This is a genomic window from Cutibacterium nasicola (assembly GCF_052654715.2).
This window is the reverse complement of record NZ_CP199745.2, coordinates 2,093,195-2,113,148: the sequence shown is the minus strand read 5'-3', so window position 1 is coordinate 2,113,148 and position 19,954 is coordinate 2,093,195. Positions and strand designations below refer to the sequence as shown.

At 62.5% G+C, this 19,954-nt stretch carries 13 protein-coding genes; 1 reads left to right on the top strand and 12 read right to left on the bottom strand.

Going from position 1 to position 19,954, the window contains the following annotated elements:
* From ACUCCZ_RS10005 to ACUCCZ_RS09970, 8 genes are all read right to left on the bottom strand, one after another.
* Positions 1-2,151: a glycosyltransferase family 4 protein gene (locus tag ACUCCZ_RS10005; protein WP_445439674.1), complete on the bottom strand. Its 2,151-nt coding sequence runs from the start codon at positions 2,149-2,151 to the stop codon at positions 1-3.
* A gap of 134 nt (positions 2,152-2,285) precedes the next feature.
* Positions 2,286-4,208, bottom strand: coding sequence for a hypothetical protein (locus tag ACUCCZ_RS10000; RefSeq protein ID WP_435918525.1), 1,923 nt, complete (start codon positions 4,206-4,208; stop codon positions 2,286-2,288).
* A 1-nt stretch (position 4,209) separates the two neighbouring features.
* Entirely contained in the window at positions 4,210-5,289 is a 1,080-nt protein-coding gene (locus tag ACUCCZ_RS09995; RefSeq protein ID WP_445439673.1) for a glycosyltransferase family 4 protein, read from the bottom strand.
* Positions 5,282-6,160, bottom strand: a complete 879-nt coding sequence (locus ACUCCZ_RS09990) for a glycosyltransferase (RefSeq protein WP_435918528.1) — start codon at positions 6,158-6,160, stop codon at positions 5,282-5,284. The genes ACUCCZ_RS09995 and ACUCCZ_RS09990 overlap by 8 nt, the downstream gene beginning before the upstream one ends.
* Positions 6,161-6,315: 155 nt before the next feature.
* Entirely contained in the window at positions 6,316-8,580 is a 2,265-nt protein-coding gene (locus ACUCCZ_RS09985) for an N-acetylneuraminate synthase family protein (RefSeq protein ID WP_445439672.1), read from the bottom strand.
* Entirely contained in the window at positions 8,577-9,305 is a 729-nt protein-coding gene (locus ACUCCZ_RS09980) for an acylneuraminate cytidylyltransferase family protein (RefSeq protein WP_435917357.1), read from the bottom strand. The genes ACUCCZ_RS09985 and ACUCCZ_RS09980 overlap by 4 nt, the downstream gene beginning before the upstream one ends.
* On the bottom strand, positions 9,302-10,375 hold the full coding sequence (locus tag ACUCCZ_RS09975; protein WP_435917356.1) for an NAD-dependent epimerase/dehydratase family protein: 1,074 nt from the start codon (positions 10,373-10,375) through the stop codon (positions 9,302-9,304). Before ACUCCZ_RS09975 ends, ACUCCZ_RS09980 begins: the two co-directional genes overlap by 4 nt.
* A gap of 493 nt (positions 10,376-10,868) precedes the next feature.
* On the bottom strand, positions 10,869-12,362 hold the full coding sequence (locus ACUCCZ_RS09970) for a sugar transferase (RefSeq protein ID WP_435917355.1): 1,494 nt from the start codon (positions 12,360-12,362) through the stop codon (positions 10,869-10,871).
* A 437-nt stretch (positions 12,363-12,799) separates the two neighbouring features.
* On the opposite strand from ACUCCZ_RS09970, the gene ACUCCZ_RS09965 reads away from it, so the two are divergent.
* Positions 12,800-13,546, top strand: coding sequence for a twin-arginine translocation signal domain-containing protein (locus ACUCCZ_RS09965; RefSeq protein ID WP_435917354.1), 747 nt, complete (start codon positions 12,800-12,802; stop codon positions 13,544-13,546).
* Between the two features lie 209 nt (positions 13,547-13,755).
* Here ACUCCZ_RS09965 and treZ read toward each other — a convergent pair whose 3' ends face one another.
* From treZ to ACUCCZ_RS09945, 4 genes are all read right to left on the bottom strand, one after another.
* Positions 13,756-15,510: a malto-oligosyltrehalose trehalohydrolase gene (gene treZ / locus ACUCCZ_RS09960; RefSeq protein ID WP_435917353.1), complete on the bottom strand. Its 1,755-nt coding sequence runs from the start codon at positions 15,508-15,510 to the stop codon at positions 13,756-13,758.
* Positions 15,507-18,038, bottom strand: a complete 2,532-nt coding sequence (treY, locus tag ACUCCZ_RS09955; protein WP_435917352.1) for a malto-oligosyltrehalose synthase — start codon at positions 18,036-18,038, stop codon at positions 15,507-15,509. Before treY ends, treZ begins: the two co-directional genes overlap by 4 nt.
* A gap of 71 nt (positions 18,039-18,109) precedes the next feature.
* Complete coding sequence (locus ACUCCZ_RS09950) at positions 18,110-19,072, bottom strand: phosphotransferase (RefSeq protein WP_435917351.1); 963 nt, start codon at positions 19,070-19,072, stop codon at positions 18,110-18,112.
* Positions 19,073-19,256: 184 nt separating this feature from the next.
* A complete protein-coding gene (locus ACUCCZ_RS09945) occupies positions 19,257-19,859 on the bottom strand; it encodes a hypothetical protein (RefSeq protein WP_435917350.1) in 603 nt (200 codons plus the stop codon).
* Between the last annotated feature and the right edge of the window lie 95 nt (positions 19,860-19,954).

The window sequence follows — 19,954 nt, the reverse complement described above, 5'->3', positions numbered from 1 at the left end:
TCAATCCTTCTGGCTGTCGGAGGAGAATTCGACGTGGGCCACGATGGCCCTCGCGAAGGTCTCTGGGGAGAACTTCCCCGCGTGCTCCAATACGGTGCGCTCCTCGAGAGGGTTCTCGCGGAACTGGCGGATGGCCTGCGTCACGGCTCCGGGGGTTGCGGAGTCGAAGAATCGTCCGGAGACGCCGTCCACGACGGTGTCCAGGTAGCCACCGGCATGTAGCCCCAGGCAGGGGGTTCCGAAGGCGAAGCCCTCCACGGGGGTCAACCCGAAGTCCTCCTTGCTCGGCGCGATGACCGCCGACGCGTGGGCGTAGGCCCAACGCAGCTGGGCGTCACTGATGCCTTCGAAGAAGGATACGTTGGCGGGGGCGAGATCGTGCAATTCATCGCGCAATGGCCCTGACCCGACGACGACCAGATGCTCATCGGGCAGATCCACGAAGGCATTCAGCACGATGTCGACATTCTTGTAGGGCATGAGGCGGCTGACCACCAGGAAGAAGGAGGGATGATCCAGTCCCGGTAGTGGCTCCTGGGGGCCGGTGGGATTCAGGGAGTACGGCGGATGCACGACTGCTGCCTCGATCCCGTACACGTCACGGATACGGTCGCGAACCACTGTCGAGTTGCACAGGTACTCGTCCGCGGACGCGGCGGCCCTGCGATCCCAACGTCGTAGCGGTGGGGTGAGCACCTTGAGGACGATCCCCTTGGGAGATCGCCACCAGTGTCCGCCGAGGTAGTCGTCGGCCAGGTAGAGGAAACGGGCGGGGGAGTGGCAGTAGACGACCTTGCGGCAGTTCGGTGGGGTCTTGACCCCGTGCGCGAAACCGGTTGTCGAGACGAGAACGGTGTCCGTCCCCGTCGGCACCTCGGTGTGGTCGAAGGCCCAGTCGTAGAGCGGAAGACCGGCTCGAAAGTGGCGACGGAGCCATCCGATCTTGTTCAGCGGAGAGGTGATGACCTCATGAGTGGAGAACTCAGGGTAGGTGAGGTCCGATTCATACACCGATGTGATGATCGGGGCCTCCGGGAACATTCTGGCGAACTGGGTGACGACACGTTCTGCACCACCTCGTTGCGTGAGGTAGTCGTGGGCGATGGCGACGTGCGGGGCGCCCTGGTCGGGCTCCGGATCGACGTCAGCCAGGATCTCCGCGAGACGGGCGCGTCCGGCCTCGGGGGAGAAGTTCTCCTGCCAGCGGTCGTGAGCTGCGTCCAGGAGACCCTTGTTGTAGCCCTCGGCGGCCCTTTCGATGGCATCGGCCAGGCTGGTGGCGTCGTCCGCTCGCGCCACGAAGGGATGATCGGGGCCGGCGACCTCCTGCAGTGCCCCGGCATCGGTGAGGACGAAGGGGCAGCGCGCCGACATTGCCTCGGAGACGACAAGGCCGAAGGGCTCGGGCCATACAGATGGGAAGACCGAGAGATCGACTGAGGAGAAGAACTCGTCACGGTCCATCCAGCCGCGGTGGTCGACGAGGTCGCCCAGACTCGCGATGCGACGGGCGACGAGTTGGGCGTCGGCCGGGTCGACGAACCGGGATTCCCCGGCCAGCAGTAGCCTGAATCGCCCAGGGTGCCGGCGCTTCAACTCGGCCATCGCCTCGCACAGTCGCGGGACCCCCTTGTCGGATGACAGTCGACCGAGGAATCCGACTGTGACGGTGCCCTCCACCGGGCGAGGAGCACGGTGGCGTGCTGGGGGATTCCAATTCCACATCACCCGGGCGTCGGAGACCGCCTCTGCCATCGATGCCGAGGGGACGACCGTTGCCAGGGTCCCATGACGGGCCACGACAGCCAGGGCGCGCAGCTTTCCGAGTGGGCGTTGGTGCAGGTGGACGACCCGGTCGGGGTGCCCCGAGGTGGCGAAGGCCGGGCGCAGCCCGTTGCACCACAGCAGCCCGGTGCGCTCACTCGCGTCCCAGCGACGCAGATTCTCCAGGTACTTCCCGGTGGTGTCGCCGTGGATGGCGATGACCCGGAAACCCCGCTTGCGGGCTTCCTCAACAACGTCGCCGGGAGTCTGGGGTGCAATGATGGTGACGTCGCGTCCCAATTCACGGGCGGCCTCGGCGATGGCGAGCATCATGACCTCACCGCCGCCCATCGTGCCTTGGTTCGAGGCGATGGTGAAACTGGTCACTGTGTCAGTTACCTCCAGACAAGTACGAGATGAGGATGTTGACGGTGGATGAGTGTCGGTGTGGGGCCACCCGGAGGGCATTGGTTGAACGGCGCCATTGCGGTCTCGGGAGGTTTTGGCGCCCGCCGGTGGTGTCATCGAGCCCTCTCAAGGGTCACCGTCCCGAACTTGGAGACCTGGTACCCGTCGTGGACCTTTATTTTGTCCGTCGGAGCGATGATGAAGTCCGGTTTGGTCCGGTCCTCGTACTTCCGGGTGGCGTTGTCGACGTCGATGTGGATGATCCGGCATGTCTCGTCGGGGCAGGCCATCCGCCACCACCAGTACTCGTGGACGTATGAGTGCTCGCCGGCCAGCGCGACCACGCTGTCCTCCCGGGCGTGGGAGCGGACATGGGCGGCCGTGTCGATCCAGCCCGCTCTCTCCTCTGGTGGAACTGACGCGAGGAGCTCCCGAGCGTCATCGGTTTTGATGACGGAGCTTCCGCCGACCAGCGGGCGCCACTTCTGTGCCACCAGCCAAGGGAGGCACTGGAGCGCACAGCCGGCCACCACGAGGAGGGCAAGCACTCCCCGTACCTTGGGCTTTAGGGGTGTTATGGCCAGGGCGAGACCGACGGAGGAGAGCGCCAGCAGCGGGAGCATCAGCCGCCCGATCCAAGTCTGGTAGCACACGACGGCTGAGAAGAGCGCGTAACTGGCCAGTAGCAGGACCGCGGGTATCCATGCCAGTCGCCGGGATCTCGGATGGAGGGCGACGAGGAACAGTATGACGATCGTGACGACGAACTGAACGACGTTCGCGGCTCGGTCCTCGTTACGCTCGGAATCCAGTGAGTATCCCTGAGTGAAGGAGTATCGGGGATCGTCAACGTCAACCCCGGAGACGGCCTCCGATGCCTCTTTCAAGCCTTCGGAGAGATACGAGTTGATCGATCCGAGGGCGGACCCTTTGCCTTCCGGCAGCGGTAGGGCGAGGTTGGGGCCGAGATTCTTGATCGAGTTGGCTGCCAGCGCGCGTCCCGGGTTCCCGCTTACGGTCAGTCCGAGGTCCGGCCCGGTCAGGCGTCCGAAGGTCTCGTCGTTGCGAATCGCCCAGCCGACGTTGAGGGCTCCCACCGAGACGATCGAGACGATGAGGGCCCCAATGATCGCCTCCTTGCCGTGGCGGATGATCCTCGCCACGGCCCACACGATCACGGGGGCCAGGATGAGGGCCGCGGTGGGCTTGACAGCCAGGGTCGCACACGCCGTCGCCGGGGCAACAGCTAGGGCAGCTGCGCGGCCGTGATCCTCGGCCCGATGGCTGACGAGGGCGACCGTCAGGGCCACGAAGGCCGTGGCGACGAGGTCATTCTGGGTTGTCGCGGACTCGCCGATCACCAGCGGGGCCGACAGGAGAAAGGCCCCGGCCACCCACGAGGACGTCGTCGACGCCCCCAGGTTGCGGGACGCACGGAAGATCGCCAGCGCGGTGGCCAGTCCTGCCGTCCATTGCCCGAGGAACATGAAGTGGTCGGATCCGAAGATCGCCAGCAGCCAGGCCGTCATGATCTCCGCGCCGGCCGGCAGGTAGTACTGGGCCGGGTAGGGCGTTGCGAAGTCGCCGAGGGTGCTGTTCTGGAACGCCTGTTCCACCTTAGGTAAGTGGTACGCCAGCGAGTCGATGTTGTTCGGCGCCGTCGCGACCCCGGTGACGAAGGTCACGATCGCGAGGATGCCGATAAACAGCAGGGCGAGGCGTCCGACCCACGACGAGCCACGCCACTGCCGGCCGACGGCGGCGAGGAAGTATTCGGGGTGCCGCCAGGAGCGCGTCAACACCGCGGTGATGATGACCGCGATCGACAACACCGACGCGATGACTGTGAGCCACACCTCGGTGAGGATGTGCAGTGCCGAGAGTCCCTCCCCGATTGCGATCGCGGGTATCGCGGCCGCCGCGAAAGTCATGGGGACGGACAGGGCTATCGTCCAGATGCGGGCCATGAGGCACAGTAGGCCGTACAGGCCGCCCAAGAGCAGGGCGGCGGTGATGATGTGCAGGGCGACGGTCATGTCAGTTCCTCCTCCCCCACCGCCGGGAGGAGCCCTCGATCACCTGCTGGTAAACCCGCGAGATGCCCTCAACCATGTTCGCCACGGTGGGAATGGCGTCGGTCAGGGTGGGGCGGTTGTCCAGGCGGAGTCCCTGCCGGATGGCCACTTCCGCCAGCGCTTCGACGTCATCGGCCTCGGCGATGCACCGGGCAGGAAGGATCTCTGGGTTGCCGCCGACCGGGCTCGCGGCCACGCCCATTCCCTGCGCGAGGGCGTCGAGGAGGGTGTAGGAGCAGTTGTCCGACTTTGAGGGTTGAACGATGACGTCATGGTTGGTCATCGCCTCGCCGGGACGGACGAAGCCGGGGAAGCTCGCCTTGTCCTCGAGGCCCAAGCGGCGCGTCAGGGTCTTGAGAGAGGCTTCCTCACTCCCGGTCCCGGCCACCGTCAGGGTCGCCTCCGGATGCTCACGGGTGATGTGCTCGAAGGCACGAATCGTCGCGGAGATGTTCTTCTCCTTCGACAGTCGCGCGAGGGACAGCAACCGCAGACCAGGCTCGCGGGACGGCGGGGTGGTGGGACGGTCGATGCCGTTGAGCATGACCGTGATCGGCCCCTTCGCATGCCACTGGTGACGTATTTCCCGTTCTGTCGCCTGAGACACGGCGATGACATGGGCGAATCGGTGCAGCCGGACACGGTGGGCTGTCTCCATGAAGACTGCCGAAGCCCGGTTCGGGTGATACATGAACCGGTCCGTCGGGATGGTGTGCTCGGTCGAGACCAGCTTGACTCCGGTGCCCACCGAAGCCATTGCCGACAGGAAATCGGCCTTGGCCAGGTGGGAATGCACGATTGCAGGTTTGAGCCGCGAGATCGTGGAGCGCAGGGTGGTCACGGCAGTTGTGGTGCTGTTTTCAGTGGGAAGATCAACGACCTCGACGTTCATGTCGCGCAGCCGGTTGGCCAACGGTCCAGCGGGGCACGTGATGACCATGCGCCATCCGGGAATCCCAACCGAGGCGACGTCAAGGACATGGCGAGCTACGCCGGCAAGATTGCTTACCGGACAGACCCACAAGGCTGTCGTGTCATTCATGGACGGGCCTCACCCCCTGGATCGTTGTGATTTGCGTGTCGAGTTCGGCCATCGCCCGTTCAAGGGTCGGTGTCGAGACTCCCATGGACGTGGAAATGTCAGCGATCCGGTGGCGCCAGTCCAGGTGTGTCAGGGCATGGGCTTGCAGGCGACGCGACAGCGTGGGAGTCCACGACGTAGCGGCGTCGGTGAGGAAGGTGATGCCTTCCTCCCGCGAGGATACCGGCATGCGGATGAGGCCTTCCTCAGGAAGTAATTCAGCGGCTTGACAATGCGGGGGGGTTCCTGCCACGAGGGTGCCGCATGCAGCGGCGTCGGTGAATCGCGCCGAGATGTATTCGCGAGTCGGGTGGGTATAATTCGCTGGGCTGGACATGTTTCCAGATGCGAGGACGATCTTTGATCGCAGTAGATGGGAAGTAACGGCTGCTTCATTCGACGCGCTGTCCGGCTGTCCGGGGAACGTCCCCTGAAAGGACAGGCCTGCCGCTTTCAGGACGTCCCGTGAAATGTCGTCGTCCTTCCAGGCGTTGGGCTGACGCCCGAGACGGAGCACGTCAATGTCGCGATCCCTTGGTTTGATCTTGGACCAACGCAGTGCATCGGTCCCCCACGGCGCCCAGGACACCGGAATGTTGACTCTCGTCTGGTAGTCGTCAATCAGTTCCCCATCTGTGATCCACAGGTGGTCGAGGATATGTCCTTGGCGGGCGAAGCGGGGTAGTAGGTGGTCCCAAAAGGAGTCAATGATCCACCCATGAATCGTTCCATATCGGCCGGCGAGAACCTTTGAGCGAGCCAGAGAGAGTAGGTCTCCGGGGTTGGCGCAGATGACAAGGAGAGGATCCTTGCCTCGGTGTCGTGGTGACATGGCCAAGGCCTGCCGCCACATTGGCGTTGCCGACTCGCTGGAAACGATCGTCAGATCGGTTTCCCACAGTTGGGCGACGAGATGTCCTAATTCGGTGACTGGTGCCCATCCCGTTGGCGTAGTGGTGGGGAAGACGCACCAGACTTGCGGTGTATTCAGAACCATTGTTCGAGCCTTTCGAGAGCCGTCCAGAATCCCTCGCCATTGTTGACGTGGCCCTGCCAGATCTCCGGGATGAATGTGACTCCTGGAGCCAGCTCGTCGAGCTGTTTGGCGGTCATCGGCCAGTCGATCTCGCCCTCACCGATCTGCGGGCCCTCCCCGTCGACACCTTCGGCGTCGACGATGTGCAGGTGGTCGCTGAGCGGTGCCAGTTTGGCGATGTACTCGCTGAACGGGATCTTGTTGAAGTTGGCGGCCAACTTGGAGTGGGACAGGTCGAGGGTGAGACGACGTCCGTACTGGTTGCAGAAGTCGACGGTGTCGTTGAGGCCCATGAAGAGGTTGTGGTGCTGCTGGCCACCCATGAGCCACGGGTAGGGCGGCAGGGTCTGCGAGGTCAGACGGACCCCGTCCTCGTCGATGCGCTCGAGGGCCTGGGCGATCCGGGCGTACATGGCCGGGCGCTCCTCGGGGGCCACGAAGGCGTCCTTGGTGAACCCGCCCATGGTGCAGATGACGACCGGGGGCTCCTCGGCGTCGAACCACGTGTCGAGGTCACGGGCGATCTGGATGACCTTCTGGACCTCGACGATCGAGCGCTCCCAGATGTCTGCGTCGGGGGAGGCCAGGTTGATGATGAAATCGCCGGCGTAGAGGTCGGGGCAGTGGACGGTGTAGCTCATCCCTTCGAACTTGCGGTTCTCGAAGGCCTCGGCGATCTGCTCGGCCGTCATCTCCACGTCCTTGTAGGACAGGTGGAACTCCAGAAAGTTCGGGTTGGTCTCGGAGTGGGACAGCAGCTTGCGGGCGTCGTGGTAGCGCACTGGCAGGCCCCACGGGCGACGGAAGGTGTAGTTGCGGCCTTGGGCGACGGCGTCGGTCAGGTCGGTGTCGTAGAAGAAGTCACCGGCGTCGATGTCGCGACGCATGGTGCGACCGACCAGCTCGTCGAGGTGGTTGGGTTGCAGGCCGCGGCCCGGGGACTTGACGGCCACGGCGTCACGGGTGATGACCTCGCCGTTGTGCAGGGCCCGGGTCGCCACCAGGGACTTGGCGAGGTTGGCGCGGTTCATCATTTCGCCGGTTGACACGACTCGAGCGTGATCTGAGCCCAAGGCCAACTCGACCTCCCGGGTGCGAGCCACCATTTCGGAGAATTCCTCGGGGAGCAGCGAGACCTGGTGATCATTGCCCTCGAGGGTCTTGTCAATGGTGAAGTGTTTCTCGATGATGTGGGCACCGCGTGCTACTGCGGCAATCGGCACATGATAACCACGTTCGTGCCCGGAATAACCCACTGGGCAGTTACCCAGGGCAGCGAGGCGGTCCATGTAGCGCAGGTTGACGTCCTTGAACGGGGCCGGGTACGTCGACTGGCATTGCAGCAGAGCGAACTGGGCGCCGACGCTGCGCAACACGTCGACTGATCCGAGGATCTCGTCCTCGGTCGACATACCCGTCGACACCAGCATTGGCAGGTGCTCGGCGGCACAGGCCCGTAGCAGGGAATGGTTGGTCATGTCGGCGCTGGCGATCTTGAGGGCCGGGACGCCGTAGTCGGCCAGCACTGTGAGGCTGGGGAGGTCCCACGGCGTGCAGAAAGCGTCAATGTCGACGGCCTTGCAGTGGTCGAAGACATCGATCATCTGCTCGGGGTTCAGGGAGAACCGGGACAGGAGGTTGAGGGTGTATTGAGCGCCGAGATCCTCGCCCGCGGTGGCACCGTCGGCTTGACGGTACAGAGCGTTCATGTCGCGCAGCTGGAACTTGACGGCGTCGGCCCCGGCCTCCTTGGCGAGGTCGACGAGGTGCTTGGCCAACGCGACGTCACCTTGGTGGTTGTTGCCGATCTCAGCGATGAGAAGACAAGGGTGGTCATCGCCAATGGTGTGACGACCGATGGTCATCTCGGCGGCACCCTCAGTGGCGACCGCCGTGAGATGGCCACGCTCGTCAACGAGGGGGATCACCTCCACGCCGGGCCGAAAGAGTTGGGAGATGGTCGAAGCATCGGCATCAAGAGGTGCATGGGTGCAGTCACGATTGGCAGCCACCTGCACCGGCGTCGTCATGTCGCCGTCTGGTTCGGAGGTGATCCAGCGACGGAAGTCGCCGTCGGAGAAGGACCCGGTGAGAATGCCGTGTTCATCAACGCAGAAGACGATGCCCGACTTGTTGTCGGTGATCTTTGTCAATGCGGTGAGGATGGTGTCCTCACCAAAGACGGCGAAGGGTGTGGTCTGACGATTGACGATCATGGGCGCGGATAACCTTCTCTTGGGCTGGGTATCGGTGAGGTTTGGCGTGCAAAGTGTTGCAGCTCGACGGCTGCGACATCGAAATCATGTGGGGAGTCAATGTCGATTCCCTCGATCGGATCCATCACGAACAACTCGATGCGGCCACCAAGACGGTTGTGGGTGTTCTGGTAGACCTCGGTTTTCGTCAGGTAGAGTGAGCCGGTCTCGCGGTAACGCAACTGGTCAGGCGTCATGTCCTGGCGACGGGGACGGTTCTCATACGAGTAGTGGGCGACGACCTTCGGTTCCTTCTGCCAGATGAAGATCGGCTCGGGAACCACTCCGACCATGGAGTCGGCGCCGGATGCGACGAATTCGTCAAGGGCGCGCCTCATGGTGGTCGGCAGGCGTAGCGGAGAGGTGGCCTGCAGCAACATCACCTGGTCCGGGCGGTGGCCTTGCTCGGTGAGGACTTCGATCGCGTGCTCGACGACCGGCTCGGTTGCGGTGGTGTCCTGGGCCAGCACGGCGGGACGGTCAATGACACCGGCGCCCACGCGCCGGGCCACCTCGGCGATCTCGGCGTCCTCGGTCGAGACGTAGACGTCGAGGCCCGGGGTGGCGAGGGCCTGCTCGATCGTCCATGCCAACAGGGGTTTCCCGGCCAAGTCCTTGAGGTTCTTTCGGGGGATCCCTTTGGACCCACCCCTGGCAGGGATAATCGCGAGGGTTGTCGGACTCACTGGTCCTCCTGTGCGGTGCTCGTCATGCCGTGCTCACTCAGCTCGTGAAGAGCGTCGTCCCAGGCCGACGCTTTGGCTCCGGGTTTGTCCCACCCGGCAACGATGAAGTCCTTGACGGCATTCGGGGTTGACCAGGTCGGCTGGGGAACCCCCAGGCTCTGGGACAACGACATGTCTGCACAGGCGTGATCGATGTCGCCGGCCCGTACCACGTCAACGTGACTGATCCCAGAATCGCGATGAACGGGAGCGCCATCAATGCAGTACTGCGCCAGCTCGGTGAGGGTCGTGCGTACACCGGAACCCGCATTGAGAATCCGCGGGGACCCCAATTGTGGCGGATTGGCGACCGACCAGGCGATCATTCGAGCTAGATCGTCAACGTGGATGAAGTCGCGGGTCTGGTTGCCCTCACCGTAGACCGTAATGGGGCGGTCTTCTTTCAGCATCGCCAGCCATGCAGCTAACACGCCAGTATACGGGTTGTGTAGAGCTTGGCCAGGGCCAATGACGTTTTGTGGCCGGTAGATCGTCACAGGGATGCGATCGGCAACCTCGGACAAAATGGCCTCAGCCTCAGACTTCGTCTCGCCGTAAACACTCAGGGGGCGGTGCAAGTCGGTTTCACAGGAGTCCTCCGGGGTCGCGTCAGGGCTTGAGGGGGTGCCACACTCGACGGTGCCGTCAGGAAGACGCCAACGGCCACCACCATAAACAGCCCGCGAACTCGTCATGATGATGGGACAACCCCACCGGAGCGCCGATTCGGCGGCCAGCCGGGTGCCGTCGACGTTGACTCGACGGTACCGGTCGACCTGATACATTGACTGTGCGGTGCCGGTTTCCGCCGCGAGGTGGATGATGAGATCTGGACGGCTCAGGCGGCTCCATGTCTCGGGCTCGCAAACGTCTTCCTCAACGACCTGCCCGGGGAAACGCTCCCGGTCAGCGTCAACGTCGGTGTGCGTCTGTGGCTCGAGAATATCGAGCGCGATGAGATCATGACCGTGCAGGCGACGAGCCACATACTGGCCGATAAACCCGGCCCCTCCCGTGATGACAATGTTCACTGGTGTGTATACCTCTCGGATGATTCGCGATGGGGTGGATGAGACGGTGAGTGCAGTCGGTGGCTGAGCCGCCGCTGTAGACCTGCGGCGAGGCCTGCCCCTAACCAGCCGCCTGCGGCGTTCTCGACGGCGTTCGACACCAGAGGGCGCCGACCTAGTTGGGAAAAGGCATACTGAATTGATTCAGAGCCAGCCCCGATAATCGTGGCAGCGATACCCCATATCCACCAATGTACCTGTGGCCACCCGAGAGTTGCCAGAAAGGTGAGGGGAAGGAGCATGAACGCGTTGAGGGCGTGATCCCCGATTGCCGCGACCTGTTCTCCGCTGAGTGGACGGTTGCTGATCGGAACGACGCCGCTGGTCAGTCTGTTCCCGATGCGCCACTTGAGGGTCCCGATGTGGGTACCCATCGGGACAAGCACTCCGACGCCGACAGTGACAACGTAAAGACACGTCAGGGCCCGGGCAACTTGCTGGATTCGTGCGACCATCAATACGCCCCTGAGGAGGTGAATACTGCGCCGAACGTCTTCGCGAGAATACTGACATCCTGCAGGATTGACCAGTTGTCGACGTAGTAGAGGTCCAGTCTAACGGTGTCCTCCCAGGACAAGTCGGAGCGGCCGGACACCTGCCACAGTCCGGTGACGCCGGGACGGACGTCTAGGCGCCTGCGGACGTGGGATTCGTAGGCGGCGACCTCATCTTCGAGGGCGGGGCGCGGCCCCACCAGCGACATGTCGCCACGCAGCACGTTGTAGAACTGGGGAATCTCGTCAATGGAGTAGCGTCGGTGGAATTTTCCGCACTTGGTGATTCGAGGGTCGTCCTTCATCTTGAACAGAACACCGTCGGACTCGTTTTTGTCGGCCAACAGCTTGGCCTTGATCTCGTCGGCGTTGACAACCATCGAGCGCAGTTTGTAGCACTCGAAGACTCGGCCTTTGCGTCCGACTCGACGTTGCTTGTAGAACACAGGACCGCCATCCTCATGTTTGATGGCGATAGCAGCGAGAAGGATGATTGGGGAGGTGAGAATGAGTAAGAGCAGCGATCCGATGATGTCGAAGGTCCTCTTGAGCCAGCCACTGGCACGTTCGGCCTGGGGCTTCTCGATGTGCACCAGGGGTAGGCCCGCTACTGGGCGGATATGCATGCGCTGTGTGGAGATGTCGGAGAGGGCGGGAATAATAATAAGTTCGGTGTCGTGGTTCTCGAGAGTGCGGGCCAACCGATTGAACTGATAGGCTCGCGAGAAAGATCCTTCTGTGAAAATCACGGCCGCGGCGTGAGTATATTGGCAGGCGGATACGACATCCTCAGGTTCTCCTAGGACTGGCACGTTGACATTGTGGCACTTTTCTTGCCCGCGAGTTAACACGCCAACGATATCGTATCCCAGCCATTTCTCACGCTGGAGTACTTTGGTCAGATCGTCAATATGGGTGCAGTCGCCGGCGATGATGACGCTGCTACGGAACCGGCCGCGGCGTCTTTCGTGGTGCAACCAGCGCCTCATGAAGAACCGTTCGAGGAGTAGGGCGGGAATGCTGAAGAGGAACAGTAGGAAGTAGAAGCCACGGGGCAGTGGATACATGAACAGGTATGCTGAGACCCCGAGCAGGGCAGCTGTGATGGCAGAAGCCTCGAAAACGGCGCGGTACTGCGCCGCGCCCGCGTCCAAGTATTTCGTCCGGTACGCGCCGGCGATTCCCATGACGACCAACCATGCGACAATGATTCCTCCGGACCACGGAATGACATTGTCCTGAACGTCGGTGTTCTTTGGGAATACGGTCATTGCTGTTCGTGCTCGCACCGCGATGAACGATGCCAAGGCGATGACGATGAAGTCAGCGATGACGATGCGTACCCGGTACTGACCAAGATTGTCTCGGCTGTGGTGTCGCTGTCGTGGACGGGGACTACCGGCTGGATGCGGAGCGACTGCGTGTTTGGGAGGGAGGAGGCTCGGTGATGACATCAGCCAAGAATCTCCTCTCTGATGCTGTGGACGGGATTCGTGATGGGCACACCGTTCGGGGTGTCATGTGCTGCTGGCAGCACAATTCCTCTCAGGCGCAGAGTATCACCTGGCTGCTGATCATCATCATATGTCGATTTTCCACAACTCTGCTTGAAGGCTGAGGCCGTGCGCCGCGCGCATCAGGACCAGGCTTCAGGTCTGTGTGTAGCTGGTCTGAGGGGTGATAGTGTCAACGGGGTGTTCCCTCATGAGGGGTCCGATGGAGAGTTCGGCTACCAGTTTCGTGTGCAGTAAGCTAGCGGCCAGCAGCTGTCACTGGGCACGTGACTTGACAGTCATGGAATGACCATGTGAGGATTTACGCGGTATGTGGCGCGTTGCGTCTGACCCCAATTTGATTCTCGACAGCGTTATCTCGCATCCATGGGAGAGAAATGAACAACAACCTGAGTCGACGTAATGTGGTCAAGGGTGCGGCGTGGGCTGTACCTGCGGTAACTGCCTCGACTGCGCTGCCCTCGGTAGCTGCCAGCCAGGACTGCGTGTACACGGGGGCGCATTGGGAGAAGAGCTTCGTTACCCCCGAGCTGGTGGCACGAAGGGAAGCACGCCCGGGTGCGAAAATCACCACCGGCGGTCTCTATGCATCCAATTTGGATGGCGACATCATTGACCCGCGGGGGCTTGCCAAGGTTAAGAGTGATTACCCTTGGGTCTCCGAACTGATTGCCATCGCTCAGAATGGTGACGGCACTGCTGGTAGTTTGCTGCATGTTGACTTCTCTGGCCCAGCCAGTTGTGTGCAATTCTTGCTTCATGACATCGATTCACAGGGCTCAGGCAAGAAAGATCACTATCGGGATTCTGTGACCGTTACCACTGATGGTGCGCCGATCACGGCGTCGCCTCTTGAGCCAGACTTCCTGCGCGTCACTGGCGATGGAAGTAATCGTGTCAAGGTTGAGTCTCCTTTCGAGCACAAGCTGCTTGACAAATCGCATGAGTGGAATATGGACCGCGACACCAAGGGGACTGTGCTCATTAAGATCAAGGGCCCGATCAATCGTTTCTCCATCCTGTACCTAAATGAGGACACTCTTGAGGATACCGTCCACAATTACCAGCAGATTGCTCTTAGTACCATCCGCTGGTCGAAGGATCCCTGCGGCTGCGAGGTGTGAGAGGCATCGGGCCGACATCATTGATCGGGGATGGCCCCGGATATGAGAATTGGTGCCAGAAAGACGAGGGATGCCCTCGTCTTTCTGTCTTTGTCCTGTCATTGCGGCTGAAGAGATTCGCTCAGTACAGGTAAAGCTCGCGCATGGCGATGATGGCTTCGCCCGCTGAGCTGGGATGTGGTTCTGCGTCTCGGCGTCATAGGGTGAGCTCACACTGCCCACTGGGCATGGATCCCCAGATCAGTCTGGACGACGCACCCTGGGCCACGCAGGGTGAGCGAGCTGTCCTTGACGTCGTGGTTTCCCATCGCCACAGTGTGGGCTGGATCGTCAACCAGACCCGCGACCGTGACAGGAGCATCGCTTCGATTCGCCACGACGATGACACCGGGACGCCTCATGACGACGGCATCGGGGGAGATCACGGTCATCGTCGTGGCCGTCAGGCTATGAGCGACGTGGGGTGGAAGTGATGCGCGGATCCCTAGCAGAGTGCGGTACCAGTCGAGCATCCGTGCGTGTTCTGGGTCGTGACGCTCATCCCACTTCAGTCGCGCTGACCGGAAGGTCATCGTGGCTTGAGGGTCTGGGATGGCCCCCTGCCACGCCATCTTCTGGAATTCTTGACGGCGTCCAGCAGTGATCAAGGGGCCAAGATCAGGGCCCAGGTCGCTGAAGAATGGGAATGGGGTTGAGGCCGCCCATTCCTCGCCCATGAAGATCATGGGAGTGAAAGGCCCCAGCAGGTACAGTGCGGCGGCTGCCGCTTGAAGATTCGGGTCGGCTCCGTTGTGGCCCAGACGGTCTCCGATGGCGCGGTTGCCGATCTGATCGTGATCCTGGATGAAGCTCACGAAGGACGAAGCGTCGTAGTGAGTGCTGTTGACGTCAACCGGGGCTCCCCAATTCTGCTCCCGGAAGGACGACCAGTCGCCGTCGTGGACGAAGACTTTGGTGAAGGCCTTGGCCAGCGTCTCGGCGCTTCCGAAGTCGGAGTAATAGCCGTCAGTCTCCCGTGTGAAGAAGGCATGCAGACAGTGGTGGATGTCGTCGTCCCACTGCATCGTCATGCCGCGGGCCCCGGCGGTGACACCGACGGGAGTGACCATGTCGGCCTGGTTGAGGTCCGATTCAGCGATGAGGGCTAGCGGACGGGCCACGTCGTGCGACCACTCAGCGACTCGGGTCGACAACTCGGCGAGGATGTGGGTGTCGGAGGTGTCAACGAGGGTGTGGACGGCATCCAGCCGCAGCCCGTCAATGCCATATTCGACGAGCCACTGGTGGGCATTGTCGATGACGAATTGACGTACGGGCAGGTTGTCGTCGCCATCGAAATTCACCGCGTCACCCCAAGGAGTCGGGTGGTGATGGTTGAAGTAGGGGCCAAACTGTGCCAAGTAGTTCCCCTCTGGCCCCGGATGGTTGTAGACGACGTCGAGAATGACCCCAAGCCCCTTGGAGTGGGCGGCGTCAATGAACTGTTGGAACGCCGCCGGACCACCGTACGTGTTCTGGGTGGCGTAGAGGCCGACCCCGTCATAACCCCAGCCGCGGGTACCAGGAATCTGGGCGACGGGCATCACCTCAACAGCCTCCACGCCCAGCCCAACGAGGTCGTCGAGGTGGTCGATGGCAGCGGTGAAGGTGCCCTGTTCGGTGAAGGTGCCGATGTGCATCTCGTAGAGCACCCGGCCTTTCAGGTCAATACCCTGCCAGGGGGCTGGCTTGTGGGGCGTGTACACCTGTGATGGCCCGTGGACGCCCTGAGGCTGATAGCGGCTGCGCGGATCAGGCAGCGGATCCCCGCCATCGAGGACAAACTGGTAGTGCTGGCCATCAACGACGGGCTGCGGAAGCGTCCACCATGCGCCGTCCCTGGTCATGTCAAGGAGTTCACCGTCAAGGAGCGTCTGGACGTTCGTGGGGGTGGGGGCCCAGACCGTCACCTGGTTGGTCATCATCGTTTCTCCCTCGCCAGCAGGGCGACGGGCATGTGGTCAAGGAGATCAGCAAGCTTGACTGTGCCTCCCCGCCGCGTCTTTCCGGTGATGACGTCAGTGAAGGTGCCTTCCGGCAGCACGATCTGGTGGTCGGCCCAGCCACTGCGTCCCTCCAACGCCCCGGCGAGTCGGGTGGCCACGGTGATGGCCGTGGGAGGTTCGTCGTCGATTCCGCGGGCGAAGGCCACTGCGTGACCAGTGGTCGTCGCAACGGGTCGGTAGCTTGCGTGATCGCCACGGAAGGCGTCGCGATGTCGGCGTCGCACCTGTAGAGCTCTGTGGACGACAAGCAGCTTTTCCGCGTCCAGACGATCTTCTGGCGCTACTGCATCGAGGCCGTTCTCCACGGTTTGCAGGAGCCGGTGGGAACGACGGTGGTCGACCGGGCGGCGATTGTCTGGATCCACCAGCGACAAGTCGACGACCTCACAGCCCTGGTAGGTGTCGGGTACGCCGGGCATGGTCACCTGCACCAGGGCTCGCCCGAGGATCGCAGCTCGTACCGCGAGGCTGGTCGTCTCGGTGAAACCATCAAGGGCCTGCGCGACGGAATCGTCGGTCAGGCAGAACCGTGCCAGATCCATCAGCGCAGACTCGTAGTCCTCGTCCGGGTCAGTCCAGGTGGTGTGAGATTTGGCCTCTCGAACCGCCTTCGTCAGGTAGGCGACGAGCCTGTCCTCGGTGATGGGCGTGGCTCCCGCAGCCGTCCCGGGTAAGCGCCAGGTTCCGGCCAATGTCTGCCACAGCAGGTTGATCGCTGCACCGTCGAGTAGCTCAGAACGTTGATCAGTGGTGGCCGCCTCCAAGGCGGCGACGGTGTGATCCCAGTCATGCGGGAATTCCGTCAGGCTGGCCAGGCGGGCGCGGACGTCGGTCGACCTCTTCGTGTCATGGGTTGACAGGGTCGTCATGGTTGTCGGAAAGCTCTCGCCAAGATGGCTTGCGAAGTCATGGAAGTCATCAACGGAAATCCCGGCCACCTCAGGGTCACAGCCGACTTCATTGACCGCTGTGAATCGGGTATGGCGATAGAACGTGGTGTCCTCCTTCGCCTTCGCCATGACCGGCCCACAGGTTTGGGCGAAGCGCACCATGAACTCGTCGCGGCTGGCCTGCACCACCGGATCGGTGGAGGGACCGAGGCGTCCACACACCATGTCCACGACCAGCTCGAGGGTGTCGTGCTCCTCTTCTGGTAGCTCTAGACGGGCGAGGCTTGCTGCGGTTTCGATGACCTTGACCTCGCCGGGCCCCGGAACGCGACCGGGCTCGAGGTAGGCGCGGTACCGATCCATCGCGACGAGGAGCTCGGTGATGGCCCTTGTCAGCTGGCGGCGGGTGTGGTCACGCAGCATGATGTCGGAAGCGCAAATGTCCACAGCGACATTTGCCAGCCGGTTGAGTTCGGTGACGAGCATGTCGTCTAAAACCTCACGTTTGGCTGTGTCCAGCGCGGCAGGGAAGGATGCCTTCGAATCGTCGTCAGCGCAGACACGTTCGTAGAGGGTGCCCAGAGGCGCCAATCCAGCCGAGTCGATGAACAGCCCGTCAACGCGCAGCAAGGAGTCATAACCCGTGGTGCCTGCGCACGGAAGCTCGGCCGAGAGGGTCTCGGAGGGGTCCAGGATTTTCTCGATGACGACCCACGCGCCGTCGGTGGCTCGTTGCAGATCTGCCAGGTATGTGCGCGGATTGGCCAGGCCGTCCGGGTGATCGATGCGGAACCCGTCGATGAGTCCGGCACGGTAGAGTTGCAGTAGTTTGGCATGGGAGATGGCAAAAACGTCGTCATCCTCGACGCGGATGGCTGCCAGGGTGTCGACATTGAAGAAGCGGCGATAGTTGAGTTCTTCAGTTGCGACCTTCCAACATGCCAGCCGATACCACTGGTGATCGAGCAGCTCAGCCAGCGGCAGCGACTCGGTACCTGGACGCACCGGAAAGACGTGATCGTAATAGACGACGACGGGCTCGGCGTGGGTTGTGCCGTCGGAGTCGGGGATGTCCCGGGTCTCGACGTGGATGGTGCCGGCAGTCAGTTCCGTGCCGATGCGGTCGCCGAGGATCGCCATGAGAATCGACAGGGATGCAGAGACGTCGACGTCGAACCATGTGGCGTACGGGGAGGAGGGGCCATCGCGCAGTACACTCCACAGCGCGTAGTTGTGCCACAGCGGCGTCGGCACCGCCATGTGGTTGGGGACGACGTCAACGATGATGCCGAGTCCGACATCATGGGCCTTGGCGCAGAGACGATGGAAATCCTCCTCACCACCGCATTCCTGTGAGATCCGGGAATGATCCACGACGTCGTAACCGTGGGTGGATCCGGGCGCGGCCTGCAGAATGGGGGAGCAGAACAGATGGCTGACACCCAAGGCTGCCAGGTAGTCAAGCTGAGCGATGGCGTCAGCGAAGGTGAAGTCCTCGTTGAACTGCAGACGGTATGTTGAGGCGGGTGCGGCGGACGGGGGAGTGGAAGTCGTCACGTTCCCACCTTAAGGGACTCTCCCACGGGTCGGCGCCCTTCCGTGTTCTGAACTGAGCGGTTGTTCGGCGATCACGCGAGATGTTCGGAGGCCCACAACCAGGCGCGCAGCCTGCTCGCCCGCTCGCGCTGGAATTCGCGAAGTTGCGGCATTCCAGCGGGGTCAGGCTTGCGGCATTCGCGCTCTGAGATCCCTAAGACGGCGACGAGAAGGTCGACGATGGGTTCGACGGCTGGTTCGCCATGAGTGGACGGGGAGAACTCGGCTGCGACGTGTTTGACGAGGGCATCGGCGCGATTCCACCGCGGGGCGTCGATGGGATCAGTGTGAATGATGTCGACGATGAGCCCAGCGGCATCGACCCACGCAGGGCCGATCAGAGCGTGGGACCAATCGACGAGGACTGCTCCGTCAGTGCGTAGCAGCACGTTGTCGGATCGGACGGCACCGTGGATGACGGTGTCGCCGTTGGTGTGACGGGTGAGTCGCTCGACCCGCCCGGCGAGGTCGGGCAGGCGCTCAATGAGCCAAGGGTCGAGGTCAGCTGGAGCGTCGGTCATGAATTCTTCCCACACAGATGGTGTGTTGTGCAGGCGTGCCGAGAACGACTCCCACGGCTGGAGGAAACCAGCCGTCACCTCGGCCAAGCGGGACAGGCTCGCCAAGGCGGTGTCGATGTCCTCGTCGGACCAGGGAAGCTGGGGGTGGGGGCCCTCGATGTCTGAGGTGACCAGGCCTACCCAGCCGTCAACGTCGATGCGGCCGAGTAGGCGCGGGGATGGTGCAGTGTCGGGGAGCAGGGACAGCAGGGTGGCCTCGCGACGGTTGAGGCCGGGAATGTCCTCATTGATGGCGCAGTGACCAACCTTGACGAACGCGTGGGAACCGTCAGCGGTGACGACGCGCGATGCCACCCCAGGGGTGGTGCCGTGGGTTTGGAGGGTATCGACGGAAACTGGGGACCCGAGGATTTCAGCGACTCTGTGGTGAACTGAGCCGGGTAATTGATCCCAGCGGACTCGTGACGGTTTCATGGACGCCTCCTCATGACCCTGCCCCTTACGGTAGTTCACGGCGCGGTCGTTGTGGAGGTGACGGTACAGCTGCGTCGAGCGGTGGCAGCCAGCCGACAAAAACGACGACTGAGAAGGCACGGACATCAACCGAGGCCAGCGCGCGAGACGAATGAATCGCCACTGCGGCCCCGGTTGCCTCAGCTCAGTGTGCCCAGCCTTGCGCCGGTGGTCGGACGAGGGTGTTGAGCTGGGCCAAGGCGTCAGGGTGCGTGGCGTAGTAGCTGGTGTGGTTGTCGTAGATGGCGGTCGCGAAGATGTTGCGCCAGTGTTGGGCCCAGGTGGGCCAATCGGGATGGTCGGGGGAGCCTTCGGGAAGGTCGATGGGTCGGGTGTGGAGAGTGACCAGAAGGTGGAGGACTGCCCGGTCGACGTCGTGAGCTCGATGGTTCACACGCACCCGGTGCCCCGATTCGTCGGTGATGACGTAGCAGTTGGGTGTGATGGCCAGCTTCGTGATGCGATGGGCGTCGACTTTGCGACGGAAGATGCCGATGTGAACGGCGATGGTGTCGTCATCGATGTGGGTCCGATACAGCAGGCGGTAGAAGATCATGATGTAGCCGGGAAGCGTGACGGCTAACTGACAGCAGGTTGTGAGAATAGGGTGACTGATGGGTTTGGCAATGACGCGCCACATGAAGGGCGTGGTGATGACGGCGATGATGAGTCCCCACTTCAGCCATTTTCGTGGGGGACGCAGGTGCTGGGGGCTGGCCGGATCCTGGGCCGACGTGTCATCAGGCATGGAAGTGTCAGGCTGACCCCAGGGCTGCGAGGCCCATGGTTGGGAGAATGTGAGGGGTTCGGCGGTCATGGTCATCCTTTTGTACGAGGCAAGGC